The sequence below is a fragment of the Epilithonimonas hungarica genome (genome assembly GCF_900102265.1).
In the GTDB taxonomy this organism is placed as follows: Bacteria; Bacteroidota; Bacteroidia; order Flavobacteriales; family Weeksellaceae; genus Epilithonimonas; species Epilithonimonas hungarica.
Genome location: NZ_FNBH01000001.1, coordinates 615,866 through 630,508, shown reverse-complemented (window position 1 = coordinate 630,508; position 14,643 = coordinate 615,866). Strand labels below are relative to the sequence as shown.

Genomic DNA, 14,643 nt, shown 5'->3' with positions numbered 1-14,643 from the left:
TAAATAAAAATCCCGAATTAAAATAATTATGGATTTGTTTGGAAAAAACCAATACAAATTGGCAATCAATTTTCATCTGATTTTTACATTTTCGGAAATTTTGTCATTTCAACTTTCATTAAAATTTAATTATTCGGAAATTTTGTCCGTAATTTTTAAAAATCCATCAATAGAATACTTTTTGTGATAAGCTATTCGAATTAAATGATTGATAAAGCATTAAGATTAAAATTAGCAACTTTGATCTTAATGTTTTTAAAACAAAAATCATAGTTTCAAAATTTAGAATTGTATAAATTTTGATGATCTATAAAACTATAAACCAACAATTAACAACTATAATAATATGAACTTAAACCAATATACCGTAAAATCACAAGAAGCCATCCAGGCTGCCCAGCAAGTAGCAATGGAATTTGGCAATCAGCAAATAGAACCTCAACATTTATTGGAAGGAATTTTTCAGGTAGATGAAAATATATCGCCTTTTTTATTAAAGAAATCTGAAGCAGATGCGACTTTAGTAAGAGAGCGCAACCGTGAAAATCTAGAAAAACTTCCTAAAGCACAGGGCGGAAATATATACCTTTCACAATCAGCCAACAAAGTTTTGCTGGATGCGCCGAACATCGCTAAAAAAATGGGCGATGAATTTGTGACCATTGAACATCTTTGGCTTTCACTTTTGGAAACCAATTCAGAAGTTTCTAAAACCTTGAAAGATATGGGTGTGACCAAAAGTCTTTTGGAAGGTGGGATCAAGGAATTGAGAAAAGGTTCGAAAGCCACTTCTGCAAGTTCAGAGGAAACTTACCAGTCCTTAAATAAATATGCTAAAAACTTCAACGAACTTGCTGCCGAAGGGAAACTCGACCCAGTAATTGGTCGTGATGAAGAAATCCGAAGAGTTTTACAGATTCTTTCCAGAAGAACGAAGAATAATCCGATCTTGATTGGTGAGCCAGGTGTTGGTAAAACTGCGATTGCAGAAGGAATCGCTCACAGAATTATCAACGGTGACGTTCCTGAAAATCTGCAGGATAAAACCTTGTACTCATTAGATATGGGCGCTTTGATCGCCGGTGCAAAATACAAAGGTGAATTTGAGGAAAGATTAAAATCTGTTGTGAATGAAGTCATCAAATCAGACGGGCAAATTATCCTTTTTATCGACGAAATTCACACTTTGGTAGGAGCCGGAGGTGGCGAAGGTGCGATGGATGCTGCGAATATCTTAAAACCAGCTTTGGCAAGAGGAGAATTAAGGGCCATCGGTGCAACGACTTTAAATGAATATCAAAAATATTTTGAAAAAGATAAAGCGCTTGAAAGACGTTTCCAAAAAGTAATGGTGGAAGAACCTGATACCGAATCTGCGATTTCGATTTTGCGTGGAATTAAAGATAAATATGAAGCGCACCACAAAGTAAGGATTAAAGACGAAGCTATTATTGCGGCGGTAGAAATGTCTCAACGATATATTTCAGACAGATTTTTACCGGACAAAGCGATTGATTTGATTGATGAAGCTTCGGCTAAATTGAGAATGGAAATCAATTCAAAACCTGAAGAACTTGATGTTTTAGATAGAAAGTTAATGCAGATGGAAATTGAATTGGCTGCCATTTCAAGAGAAGGCAATCAAACAAAAATCGACCACTTGAAAGAAGATATTTCGAAAATTTCTGAACAGAGAAATGAAATTAATGCAAAATGGCTGAAAGAAAAACAAAAATCTGAGGATTTAACCCAGATTAAAAAAGATATTGAATCTCTGAAACTAGAAGCAGAACGAGCTTCAAGAGCAGGAGATTATGCAAAAGTTGCTGAAATTCAGTACGGAAAAATTAAAGAGAAAGAAGATGCTTTGCAAAAACTTGAATTGGAGATGCAAAACCATCAGAATGAATTGATTAAAGAGGAAGTAACCGCAGAAAACATTTCTGAGGTTATCGGAAAATGGACAGGAATTCCAGTTACAAAGCTTCTTCAATCTGAAAGAGAAAAATTATTGCATCTTGAAACAGAACTTCATCACAGAGTTGTTGGTCAGGAAGAAGCTATAGAAGCAGTTGCCAACGCCATCAGAAGAAACAGAGCGGGCTTGAGCGATGAGAAAAAACCAATCGGAAGTTTCTTATTCTTGGGAACAACCGGAGTTGGTAAAACAGAGCTGGCAAAGGCTTTGGCTGAGTATTTATTCGATGATGAAAACAATATGACTAGAATCGATATGAGTGAATATCAGGAGCGTCATTCTGTTTCAAGATTGGTTGGTGCGCCTCCGGGATACGTTGGATATGATGAAGGCGGACAATTGACGGAAGCCGTGAGAAGAAGACCATATTCAGTCGTGCTTTTAGATGAAATTGAAAAAGCGCATCCTGATGTTTTCAACACATTATTACAGGTTTTGGATGACGGACGTTTAACGGATAATAAAGGTAGAGTTGTGAATTTCAAAAACTCGATTATCATTATGACTTCGAATCTCGGTTCGCATATCATTCAGGAAAATTTTGAGAATATCACCGAGGAAAATCAAGACGAAATTGTTGATAAAACCAAAATTGAGGTTTTCGATTTACTGAAGCAGACGCTTCGTCCGGAATTCCTGAACAGGATTGATGAAACCGTATTGTTCCAACCTTTGAGAAGGAAAGAAATCGGAAAAATCGTTCAGTATCAGTTAAGAGGTTTCAATGATATGCTTGCAAAAAGGAATATCATTATGACTGCAACACAAGACGCTTTGGATTATCTTACCAATAAAGGTTACGACCCGGTTTTCGGAGCGAGACCTTTGAAAAGAGTAATTCAGCAGGAAGTTTTGAATAAATTATCGAGAGAGATCCTCGCAGGAACCGTGAATGACGGCGACAGAATCACTTTGGATTATTTCGAGGAAACAGGTTTGGTTTTCAGACCTGTAGAATAAATTAAATTTTTCTTCATATTAAATACTATTTTAAAACAACCTTTCTGAAAATTTTGGAAAGGTTGTTTTGTTATTAGATCGCTTAAAAGATATCATGCTTTTATTTAAAGTCCGATTGCCATTCTTTAGACCTCGCAACAATAGTTATTGATTATTATTACGATTTTTCCTATCTTTGAGTTATGCAGATTTTTGGAAAAGATTTACTCAGAGATATCAAAGAAGCGGAATTGTTGGGAGAGAATGCGCACAAAGTCTATTCTCCGCCTTATCGTCCTGTATTCAGTTATGAAGATATTCTGACCAAAAATCCAAAATTTGCAGCCGTCAATATTTTACTTTATCTCAAGAACAACGAATGGCATTTCCCCCTGATCGTAAGAAGTGTGAATGAAAATGACAGACACAGTGGGCAAATCTCATTGCCTGGTGGGAAAAGAGAGAAAGAAGACCCTGATTTTTCATACACTGCAAAACGGGAAACTTCCGAGGAATTGGGAATTGAAGAACACTATGTGAGAATCATTCGCGAGATGTCTCCGATCTATATTCCGCCAAGCAATTTCTATGTTCATTCGTTTATTTCTTATACCAAGAAGAATCCAGAATTCTTTTTACAGGAAACCGAGGCTGTCGAATTGATAGAATTCCCGATTTCATCTTTATTAAATCTTCCAGACCAGCCAAAAATAATGGCATTACCGTCTACAAAAGGTTATGAAGTTCCGGTGATCGATTTCAATGGTTATATCATTTGGGGCGCTACATCTATGATTTTGAGTGAGTTTAGCAACTTGTTAAAAAATGTTTAATTTTGCAATAATTTCTGACCTTAGAAATTATAATTAATTATCAATGGCAAAAAAAAATATTTTTACCGATTCCTTTGGAAACATCTATATTCTGAAAAGAATTATTATTTTCATTTTGGGAGTTGTTTCTTACAGAAGATTCAATGGTTTTAATAAATTGAAAATTACAGGAACCGAAAATCTTACAGATTTGCCAGACAGCAATGTTCTTTTCGTTTCCAATCATCAGACTTACTTTGCCGATGTTGCAGCCATGTACCACGCTTTCTGTGCTGTTAATAATGGTTATCACAATACGATAAAAAATCCTGTTTATCTTCTGAATCCAAAGGTTGACTTCTATTATGTTGCAGCAGAGGAAACAATGAACAAAGGAATTCTTGCAAGAATTTTCAAAATTGCTGGTGCCGTTACCGTTAAAAGAACCTGGAGAGCAGAAGGTAAAAATATTAACCGCATGGTTGATATGAGCGAAATAGAAAATATTATGAAGGCTTTGGATAATGGCTGGGTAATCACATTTCCTCAAGGAACGACTTCGGCTTTTGCACAAGGCAGAAAAGGAACTGCGAAATTGATCAAAAACCAAAGACCAGTTGTAATCCCAATTAAAATCAATGGGTTTCGTAGAGCTTTTGATAAGAAAGGACTGAAGATAAAAGTTACAGGTGTAAAACCGACGATGGAGTTTCAACCAGCTTTGGAAATTGATTATGATAACGAATCTGCAACAGAAATCCTGGACAAAATAATGCACGCTATCGGACAAACGCCGGAACATAATCTGCTTCACGATTATGATGTAAAACAGAAAGAGATAAAATCTCAATCTCAACAATAAAAAAACGGCTACTTCTCAGTAGCCGTTTTTGTTTATACCTTAAAAATTATGCTTCGATACTTGGAACTTGTACGTTCTCGTTGGCATCTTTTTCATAATCGATTCCATCGATTTCAAATCCGAAAAGGTTGAAGAATTCTTTTCTGTAACCTTCGATATCACTGATTTCAGAAAGATTTTCAGTGGAAATTTGATTCCATAACTTAGCAACTTCTGCCTGAACATCATCTGCCATTTCCCAATCATCAACTCTGATCCTTCCAGCTTCATCCAAAGCCACTTCCCCATTCTCAGTATATAATCTGTCGGCGAAAAGTCTCTGCATCTGCTCGATGGTTCCTTCGTGAGTTCCTTTTGCCTTCATCACTTTATAAAGCAAGGAAATATACAATGGAACTACAGGAATTGCCGAACTAGACTGTGTTACCAAAGCTTTGTTCACAGAAACATAAGAAACGCCGTTAAGGTCCTTCAATAAGTCATTAAGAACAGGAACAGTTGCTTCAAGGTCATTTTTCGCCTGACCAATTGTTCCGTTTCTGTAGATCGGGAAAGTCAGTTCTGGGCCAATGTAAGAATAAGCAACAGTTTTGACACCTTCTGCCAAAACACCAGCTGCTTTCAAATCTTCTATCCAGAATTTCCAATCTTCACCACCCATTACAGCAACCGTGTTAGAAATATCTTCTTCATTTTCAACCGGAGCAATTGTAATATCAGAAACAACACCTGTATGGAAATCTACCGTTTTATTAGTAAAAGATTGTCCAATTGGTTTAAGGACTGACGAATAAGCAACACCGGTTTTCGGATGTGTCCTTCTTGGAGAAGCCAAACTGTAAACCACCAAATCAACCTGGCCAAGGTCTTTTTTAATCAGCTCGATCGTTTCTTTTTTAATTTCATCAGAAAATGCATCGCCGTTGATACTTTTTGCATATAGTCCAGCTTCATGCGCTTCTTTTTCGAAAGCTGCAGAATTGTACCAACCTGCTGTTCCCATCTTACCTTCAGACGCTGGTTTCTCGAAGAAAACTCCGATTGTAGCGGCATCTGAACCAAAAGCCGCAGCGATTCTTGAAGACAGACCAAAACCTGTAGAAGCACCAATTACCAATACTTTTTTAGGCCCGTTTTTAATCTCGCCTTTCGACTTTACATATTCTATCTGATTTTTAACTGCCTGAAGCGCCCCGTCCGGATGTGCTGTCAAACAAATAAATCCTCTTGTTCTAGGTTGAATAATCATTGTTGAAATTATTTTTAGCATTGCAAATTAAAGAAATTTGAATCAATTATTAAGAATTATCTTCAAAAAAGCATCTTCTGATTTTCAGTTTTCCTGGGATTGATAATACTTTTCGAGGTTTGTTATTTTTATTTTGCGCAATCGATTGCACGATTCGTTATTTTGTTTAATTTTACCCGAAAGCTTCTATATATTATGAAAGACTCTTCGACTCCGCTCAGTGTGACAAATCTAATACTAACCTAGTAATTTAAACATTGTCAGTCTGAGCGGAGTCGAAAACTTTAATTTGAAATAATAAATTAACATAGAATTGCTTGCAGCCCGACTTGAGTGGAGCTCATTTTTTTGTGGCTGGAAAAGCCTGGCAAAAAAATAGCGGGAACGGAGGACGGATTAAGCTGCCCAAATTATATTTAATGACTTGACTTTAACTAAAACATTTATAATTAATCAAAAGAATTCATACAATAAGCAATGAAAAAACTATTAATAGGCTTTGCATTTTCTGTTGCAGCATTGGTTTCTGCTCAGAAAAATGACATCAATTATTACATCCAGAAGGCACCATTCAAATTTGGAGAAATGGTTTTGCCAACTATTCCACAAAAGGATTATAATTTCAAGGATTTTGGTGGAGTTGGCGACGGAAAAACATTAAACACAAAAGCCTTTGAAAAAGCTATTTCCACGATTGCTCAAAACGGTGGCGGAAGACTAATAGTTCCTACCGGGACTTGGTTGACTGGTCCAATTGAACTGAAAAGCAAAATCGATTTCCACGTTGAGGAAGGTGCAATAGTACAATTCAGCAGCGATATCAAACAATTTCCTTTGAAAGAGACTTCTGCAGGGAAATTTGAAGTGACAGCTCCGATTTGGGGAAACAATTTAAAAGATGTCTCCTTTACCGGAAAAGGGATTTTTGATGGCGCAGGTGAAGCTTGGAGGCCTGTGAAGAAATTCAAAACGACGGATGCACAATGGAAGGAATTGCTGGCAAAACCAGGAAGTACACTTAGCGAGGACGGGAAAATCTGGTGGCCAAGTGTAGCTGCGAAAAATGGCGAAGAATTAGCAAAAGTCATTACAAAAACGCCAGGCGCAACAATTGATATGTACGAGCAAATTCATCATTTCTTGAGACCGATGATGTTTACTTTGTCTAAAGTAACCAATCTCTTGATTGACGGACCAACGTTCAGAAATTCTCCGAAATTTGTCATCAACCCGAAACAAATCACCAATCTTGTCATCAGAAATACAACGGTTTATAATCCGAAATGGGCTCAAAATGGCGATGGAATAGACATCAGTGCTTCTAAAAATGTGATCATTTACAACACAAAAGTAAATGCCGGCGACGATGGAATTTGTATGAAATCCAGCGGAACTCCAAAAAATGGTGAAGCCAATCTGCAAAATGTCATCATTGCAGAATGTACGGTGAATGAAGGCCACGGCGGTTTCGTGATTGGAAGTAATACGGACGGCGGAATGAAAAACATCTACGTAACCAACTGTACTTTTGACGGAACTGATATCGGAATCCGTGTGAAAAGCAACTCGGGAAGAGGTGGCGATGTGGGCCAAATCTATATCGATAATATTGAGATGAAAAACATCATCAAGGAAGCGGTTTTGTTTGATACGTTCTATGCAGACGCACCTGTTGGAAGTACAAAAGAAAGTGAAGCGGCGCAACATACCGGTGAAAAAGTTCCTTATTTCCATGATTTTTACGTGAGTAATGTAAATTGTGCTTCGTCCGAAACGGCTTTCAGTTTTAGTGGACTTCCAGAGAAGCTGATTGAGAATCTTTATTTCAAAAACGTGAATATCACGAGTAAAAAAGGAATTGTTGGAAAAAATGCCAACAACATCGTTTTTGAAAATGTAAAAATAAATAACAGTACAGATTATAAAATTGACAGCAATCTGAAGAAAGCAATTGTTGTGAAGTAATCTTTTACGACTATTAAGGTTTAATTTAAACCCTTTTCGGATTGAAACTGAAAAGGTTTTTCTATTTTATCAATAGCGTCGGGCTTTAGCCCGATGTTAATTTGAAAACAATTCAAGGCTTTAGCCAAAATTTATTAGTTTTGGCTAAAGCCTTTTTGATTGTCAATCGTTAAAATGGGCTGAAGCCTATTCCTATTGATAAGATAATTCTGTTATTTTATTTTAAAGCGACGGAGAAATCGTCATTCATCAGCAAAATTCCTTCTTCCTGCTTTCCCGTAAAACCTTTCAGTTTGGAAGTTTTGCTTTTGAGAATCAAATCCTGAAGTTGCTTTTCCGACAGTTTTTTCCCTAATATTTCGAATGAAACTTTGAAACCGCAAGCTTTGAAATCCGAACAGCCAATGGCAGTTTTGCCTTTCATCAGATTGTTAGACTTGCATTTCGGACATTGGGTTTCCGCCCAGATGATTTCGGTTTTTACTCTTGGTGTTTTTTCTTTAGGAGCTGGTTTTTCTTCTTCGAAATTAATAATTTTTCCTTTTCCTCTAATCACTTTCTGAGTCAAATCCGTAACCATTTCTATCAATTCTTCTTTGAACTGATTTGCCTCATATTCTCCTTTTTCGATTTTCCTGAGTTTTGATTCCCATTCTCCTGTGAGTTCGGGACTTTTAAGAACTTCGTCTTCGATAGTATCAATCAAATCAATACCAATTGACGTTGCAACAAGGTTTTTCTTTTTACGTTCGATGTATTTTCTTCGGAACAATGTTTCGATGATGTTGGCTCGGGTTGATGGTCTTCCGATACCATTATTCTTCAGCATTTCACGCAATTCTTCATCTTCAACCTGTTTCCCAGCCGTTTCCATTGCACGTAGCAAAGTTGCTTCTGTGTAAGGTTTTGGCGGTGACGTTTTTCCTTGATGGATCAAAGGTTCGTGTTCTCCTTTTTCACCAGCCACAAATTCGGGAATCGTCTGCTCCTCGTCTTTTTCCTTGTCGTTTTTTCCCTCTTTTTTATCTTTCGCATAAACTGTTCGCCAGCCAGGTTCCAGAATTTGTTTTCCCGAAGCTTTGAAAGGAATCGTCCCAACTTGTCCTTCTACCAAAGTATTTGAAATCTTACATTCAGGATAAAAAACAGCAATGAATCTTCTTGCTACCAAATCATAAACGAGTTTTTCTTCTCGACTTAAATTTGATGAAGGCGGAATTTCTGTCGGAATAATCGCATGGTGGTCTGTCACTTTTGTATCATCGAAAACTGCTTTTGTCTTTGGGATTGGTTGAGAAAGTAATGGCGCTGTAAATTCAGAATAAATCGTCATACTTTTCAGAACTCCACCAATTTTTGGATAAAGGTTTTCTGATAAATAGGTTGTATCAACTCTCGGATAAGTTGTATGCTTTTTCTCGTAAAGACTTTGAATATAATTAAGTGTATGTTCCGCCGAGAAACCAAATTTCTTATTAGCTTCTACTTGAAGTCCTGTCAAATCGAATAATCTCGGATTCTTTTCTTTTCCTTCTTTGATTTCGAATGAGACAATCTCGAACTGGTTTTGTTTAAGATAAGCCAAGCCTTTTTCAGCTTTTTCTAAAGTCTTTAATCTATCAATTGACGCACTGAAAAGCACATCCCGATATTTGGTCTTGAGTTCCCAATATTCTTCCTGTGTAAAAGCATCAATCTCTTTCTGGCGCTGAACGAGCATTGCCAAAGTTGGCGTCTGAACTCTCCCAATAGACAACACCCCTTTGTTTCCACCGAATTTTTTCGTGAATAGCCTTGTCGCATTGATTCCTAAAAGCCAATCACCGATTGCTCTTGCATTACCCGCCAAATAAAGATTTTTGTAATCATCAGCCGGTCTCAGATTTTCAAAACCTTCCTTGATGGCATCTTCTGTCAAGGACGAAATCCACAAACGTTTCATGGGTTTGTCACATTTTGCTTTCTGCAGAACCCAGCGTTGAATAAGCTCTCCTTCTTGCCCGGCATCCCCACAATTGATGACCTCATCACATTCCTGAACCAGTTTTTCTATGGTTTGAAATTGTTTCTCAACACCATTATTATCAATCAGTTTGATTCCGAAATTTTTGGGAATAATCGGAAGGAAAATCAAATCCCAGGATTTGTAATGCGTTGCGTAATCATGCGGTTCCTTCAGCGTACAAAGATGACCGAAAGTCCAAGTGACGCAATAGCCGTTACCTTCCATATAACCGCTTTTGGGCGTTGTCGCACCCAAAACTTTGGCAATATCACGGGCAACGCTGGGTTTTTCGGCAATACAAAGTTTCATTTGTAAATTCTATTTTCTTTAAGGTTGAATGGAACATCAAGACGTTTCATATTTCAGTCTAAAATAAGGCTTGCAAAAATGCGATTTTTTAAACGAAAAAACGAGGAATTTTAAATGCAAAGTGCGCAAAGATTTTTTTATCTGTATTAAAAATATTTTTAAGATTCGCAAAGGCATAAAACTCAGCAAAGAGAGACAAAAATCATAAAAAAGTAAGCTTGTTTGTCATTCCGTAGGAATCTGGACTACTGATATTCTTACGGAATGACAATATTGGGTTTTATTTTAACTGGTGTTTTATGTTGAATCTGCGTCCCGACTTGAGTGGGCTCTTCAAGAGCCTCAGAATGACAAGCAGGAACGGAAGGCAGATAAAGGCACCCAAATTAAAAATAGAGTAAAAATAATTGAAACAAAAAATCCCTCCGCAGTGTGAGCCTTCGGAAGGATTTGAGAAAATAATATAAGAATTTTTTGATGAAAGTCTTCGACTCCGCTCAGACTGACATTGTGAATCTAAATGTTGTAATTAAAATCCAGCTTCAAAAACTTTGAGTAATTCTGTTTGCTGGACAACGTCGTTTTTGCTGTTAATCAAATTATAATTTGCTTGTAGCCAACCATTTCTAACAACAAAAAAGGTATAAGCGTCCATTAATCCTTCTTTGTATTTTTCCTCGGATTTTTGGAATGATAATCTTTGGTTTTCAAAATTGGCCTCCAGAAGATTGTATTTTTCCTGGGCATTCAGAAATTGTGTTTTGATAGAATTGATGCTTTGAGTCAAATTATTAATCACAATATCTTTGTCGTAATTGGAATTGATGACATTTAGTTTGGCAATCTCAACGTTGTTTTTCACTTGCAGTTTGTTGAAAATCGGAATATTGAGCCCGAAAGACAATTGCTGGTTTTTGTTCGCCTTGATCTGTTCTGAAAAAGCAGTCGCAGGTTCGCCCAAAATTTTGTTGTAAAAACTTGACCAAGTATAAGAGCCGTTTAACGTTGGCAAATAAGCAGATTTCGCAATGTCAATGTTTTTTTGCTGAGCTTTGATTTCCGCCAGAGTAGTCTGGTAAGCCGGATTTTTCTCCAGAAGATCTTGGATGAAATTAGCATCATTGAAATTTGAACTCGCCAGATTTTCCTCGACCATTGTAAAATCCAAAGTATCTTTTGTGATCGCCAACGCATTGAGAAGATTGATTTTGGAAAGATCTCTGGAATTCTTTGCGGAAACCCACTGTTCCTGCATTGTTCCGAGGTTGGCTTTGATATCGTAAATATCACTTTTCGGGCGATTCCCGATCTCAACTTCTTTCTCGGTACGTTTGATCTGGTCTTCAATCCCGGAAAGTTGCGTTTCCAAAACCTCCAGCCAACTTTTACTGTTCTGATAAGTGAAAAACATCTGAATGACATTCAGTTTAACCTCATTCTGAGCCTGTTTCATTTTGTAGGTCGAACTTTCTCTATTGATTTTGGACAAAGAAATATTGAGATAATTTCTCCAGTTCATCAGCTCCCAATTGGCCTGTGCATAGACATTGTCAGTTTGGGTATTGATCGCTTCACGCTGGTTATTTTGCGGATTGATTCCATTCCCAAAGTTATAATTGTGATTAATCCCTGCATCAACAGATGGAAGCAACATTCCTTTTGCAGCAGAAATCTGTCTGTCATTTTTCTGAATATTGACTGTCGATTGCTTTACCAATGGATGATTGACGGAGGCATAATCCAGACATTGCTTGAGTGTCCAACTCTGCTGAGCCGGAAAAAAATTGATTAATAATATGAAGAATAATTTTTTCATTTTTTCTAATTGGTTTTATTTTTAAACCACCCCGTCAAAAATTCTGTTGAATTTTTGACACCCCTCCAAAGGAGGGAAATTTTTACTCGTATTTCAGATATTTGACAAGATTGATCTTTGTTGCACGATAAGCTTTGAAACTCACGACCACGAACGTTAAAATCAATAATAAAAACAAACTCAGAACGTAAGGCCAAACCGGCATATCGATTCTATAAGCGAAATCTTTCAGCCATTCATTCATTGCATAATATCCGAAAGGCATACTGATTAAAACCGCAATTACACAAATCAGTAAAAATCTTTTGGTCAAATCCCAGACAATCGTTTTTTCGTCTGCTCCCAAAGTTTTTTTGATGGCAACGTCTTTGAGCCTTTGTTCAATTAATAATGATGACAAAGCAAATAGTCCCAATAATGCAATCACCAAAACCACGATATTTAAAGTTGTAAATAAAGTCTGCTGTTTCTGAAACTTCTCAAATGTTTTGGCGAATTGTTTATCCACGAATTCATAATCGTAAGGATAGCCAGGTTCTGCTTTAGTTGTCCAGAATTCTTTGATTCTTTCAAGGGTTCCGTTGATATCATTGCCTGAGATTTTTATCTGGAGATTTCCCATATTGTTTTTTGCCCAATTTCTATCATAATTGAAAAATACCATTGGCTCAATCGGTTTATCCATTCCCGTCATATAGAAATCCTTGACAATACCTATGATTTTATAATTGTGACCTTTTTCTTCCCAACCTGTAATAAGCTCTTTTCCAAGCGCCTGATTCTGATTCCAGCCCATTTTTTTGATAAAAGTTTCATTAGCAATCGCACCGGAAATCGTGTCGGAAGCAAATCGCAAATCCATATCTCGCCCGGAAGCAAATTTGATTTTGTAGAATTTGAAATAATTATAATCAATTCCACCTACGATGACATTTTCTACAGACTTCAGTGTATCTAAAGCATTCCTTACAACAGAAGCATTCGAAAATCCCATCCCGATTGAGTTGATAGAACCCGTAATGTCTTCAACACCTGCGATTTTTGAAACTTCATTTTTTAGACGAACATATTTTTTTGAATTATAATCATTCTGCCAGTCGGTTTTTTTGAATTGAATATTAATGACCTGGTCGCCTTTGAATCCCAAATCTTTATTCATCATATAATTGACCTGATTATGAATAATCAAAGAACAAATAATGAAAAATGATGAGATAATCAACTGCAAAGTCAGAATAGAATTTCGTAACCAAATACCGTGTCGGCTTCTGGCGAAATTGCCTTTCAAAGTGTTGATTGGCTTGAAATTCGAAAGGTAAAGCGCCGGAATCAATCCTGAAATCAAGGAGAAAACAATCAATAATAATCCTGTATAGATAAATAGACTAGGGTCATTCAGTTTGATTTCTTTGTTCAGGAATTTGTTATAAGTCGGAAGCAGAAGCTCAACCATTGCAAAAGCTACAATGTAAGCCACGAAACAAATCATAAAAGTTTCCAGTAAGAACTGTAAAACCAATTTTGATTTTGTACTTCCAACCACTTTTCTCACACCAACTTCTTTTGCTCTTTGAGAAGCCTGCGCGGTTTTTAAGTTGATTAAATTAATTCCTGACAGCAACAAAATCAAAGCTGATAAACTCAATAAAATCATAATCGATTTTTTGTCACCTTTCTCCACACCTTCACTCTTTGCTTCCAATTTCATTTTACTGATTGGTGTCAAATAAACTTTTGCGGTATTTTTTTCATCATATTTCTCGCCCCATTTTTCTGACAAAATCTTTTCCTGTGCAGCCTGCTGGTCGGAAAGTTTTTTCTCCAAATTTTGAATATCAGTCCCAGGTTTAATTTTAAAATAACCTATATAACTGTAATTGGTCCATTGCGAATTATTCTGTTTTCCAATATCAGGGTGTTTCATTATAAAACCAGGTTTGAAAACAGAATTTTCTGTAGGGTTTTTGTAAACTGCCGTAATCACATATTCTTTATTCTGAGAATCATCAATTTTAACAGTTTTGCCAATACAATTCTGATATTCATCTCCGAATAATGATTTTGCAGTTTCCTCAGATAGCGCCATTTTATTATCATCACTGATGGCATTATTGAAACTTCCCGCAATTCTTTCGAATGGAAAAAAATCAAAATAAGAACCCGAAGCTCGGCAAGATGAAGTATAAGCCGACCTCTTCCCTGCAATCAGTCTTGTTTTATAATAATTCCAAGAATTGGCAATCGCATAATCTTCTATCTCAGAAAATTTCTCTTTCGATACTGTCAATTCCGGATAACTGGAAGAAGGCATAATCCCGAAAGAAACATTTCCGTTTTCTATAAAATAGATATTGTCCTTATTCGGATTATGTTGCTCATAAGATCTCTCATCCTGCAAATGGATAAATATCAATAGGAAAACACACAGTCCAACACTCAATCCCAAAATATTGATGATGGTGGAAAGCCAGTTTTTTCTATAGTTGATGAATGCTATTTTGAGCCAGTTCTTTAACATAATTGATGATTAATAAATTTTAAAAATGAATTCCCAAAGCAAGTCTTGTAAATGTCTACTTAACTCCTGTAACAGTCTACTTAAGTTCTGTAATGGTCTACTTAAGTCTTGTAACTATCAACTTAACTTCTGTAACAGTCTACATTATTCCTCTGATTGTCTACCTAACTCGTCTGACAGTCTACCTAAG

The 14,643-nt window shown here is 36.5% G+C and carries 8 protein-coding genes; 4 read left to right on the top strand and 4 right to left on the bottom strand.

Features of this window, described 5'->3' with window-relative positions; all coding sequences use genetic code 11:
- The first annotated feature begins 346 nt into the window (after positions 1 to 346).
- The 3 genes from clpB to BLT30_RS02955 all read left to right on the top strand — a co-directional run bounded on the left by clpB (position 347) and on the right by BLT30_RS02955 (position 4,591).
- On the top strand, positions 347 to 2,938 hold the full coding sequence (clpB, locus tag BLT30_RS02965) for an ATP-dependent chaperone ClpB (RefSeq protein ID WP_089871261.1): 2,592 nt from the start codon (positions 347 to 349) through the stop codon (positions 2,936 to 2,938).
- Positions 2,939 to 3,120: 182 nt separating this feature from the next.
- Entirely contained in the window at positions 3,121 to 3,750 is a 630-nt protein-coding gene (locus tag BLT30_RS02960) for an NUDIX hydrolase (RefSeq protein ID WP_089871259.1), read from the top strand.
- Positions 3,751 to 3,793: 43 nt separating this feature from the next.
- On the top strand, positions 3,794 to 4,591 hold the full coding sequence (locus BLT30_RS02955) for a lysophospholipid acyltransferase family protein (protein WP_089871257.1): 798 nt from the start codon (positions 3,794 to 3,796) through the stop codon (positions 4,589 to 4,591).
- Positions 4,592 to 4,637: 46 nt separating this feature from the next.
- On the opposite strand, the gene fabV is transcribed toward BLT30_RS02955, so the two are convergent.
- Positions 4,638 to 5,840, bottom strand: coding sequence for an enoyl-ACP reductase FabV (gene fabV / locus BLT30_RS02950; RefSeq protein WP_089871256.1), 1,203 nt, complete (start codon positions 5,838 to 5,840; stop codon positions 4,638 to 4,640).
- 477 nt (positions 5,841 to 6,317) lie between these two features.
- Between fabV and BLT30_RS02945 the strand changes: the two genes are divergently transcribed.
- The gene (locus BLT30_RS02945) at positions 6,318 to 7,805 is read left to right on the top strand and encodes a glycoside hydrolase family 28 protein (RefSeq protein ID WP_089871254.1); all 1,488 of its coding nucleotides are present in this window, start codon (positions 6,318 to 6,320) and stop codon (positions 7,803 to 7,805) included.
- 217 nt (positions 7,806 to 8,022) lie between these two features.
- On the opposite strand, the gene BLT30_RS02940 is transcribed toward BLT30_RS02945, so the two are convergent.
- The 3 genes from BLT30_RS02940 to BLT30_RS02930 form a co-directional block, all read right to left on the bottom strand.
- Positions 8,023 to 10,119: a type IA DNA topoisomerase gene (locus tag BLT30_RS02940; protein ID WP_089871253.1), complete on the bottom strand. Its 2,097-nt coding sequence runs from the start codon at positions 10,117 to 10,119 to the stop codon at positions 8,023 to 8,025.
- Between the two features lie 529 nt (positions 10,120 to 10,648).
- Positions 10,649 to 11,935: a TolC family protein gene (locus tag BLT30_RS02935; protein WP_089871251.1), complete on the bottom strand. Its 1,287-nt coding sequence runs from the start codon at positions 11,933 to 11,935 to the stop codon at positions 10,649 to 10,651.
- Between the two features lie 82 nt (positions 11,936 to 12,017).
- Positions 12,018 to 14,453, bottom strand: coding sequence for an ABC transporter permease (locus BLT30_RS02930; RefSeq protein WP_089871249.1), 2,436 nt, complete (start codon positions 14,451 to 14,453; stop codon positions 12,018 to 12,020).
- Between the last annotated feature and the right edge of the window lie 190 nt (positions 14,454 to 14,643).

Excerpts from the sequence above, each read along its gene's own strand:
- clpB (WP_089871261.1), top strand. The coding sequence starts at position 347 with ATGAACTTAAACCAATATACCGTAAAATCACAAGAAGCCATCCAGGCT.
- BLT30_RS02960 (WP_089871259.1), top strand. The coding sequence starts at position 3,121 with ATGCAGATTTTTGGAAAAGATTTACTCAGAGATATCAAAGAAGCGGAA.
- BLT30_RS02955 (WP_089871257.1), top strand. The coding sequence starts at position 3,794 with ATGGCAAAAAAAAATATTTTTACCGATTCCTTTGGAAACATCTATATT.
- fabV (WP_089871256.1), bottom strand. The coding sequence starts at position 5,840 with ATGATTATTCAACCTAGAACAAGAGGATTTATTTGTTTGACAGCACAT.
- BLT30_RS02945 (WP_089871254.1), top strand. The coding sequence starts at position 6,318 with ATGAAAAAACTATTAATAGGCTTTGCATTTTCTGTTGCAGCATTGGTT.
- BLT30_RS02940 (WP_089871253.1), bottom strand. The coding sequence starts at position 10,119 with ATGAAACTTTGTATTGCCGAAAAACCCAGCGTTGCCCGTGATATTGCC.
- BLT30_RS02935 (WP_089871251.1), bottom strand. The coding sequence starts at position 11,935 with ATGAAAAAATTATTCTTCATATTATTAATCAATTTTTTTCCGGCTCAG.
- BLT30_RS02930 (WP_089871249.1), bottom strand. The coding sequence starts at position 14,453 with ATGTTAAAGAACTGGCTCAAAATAGCATTCATCAACTATAGAAAAAAC.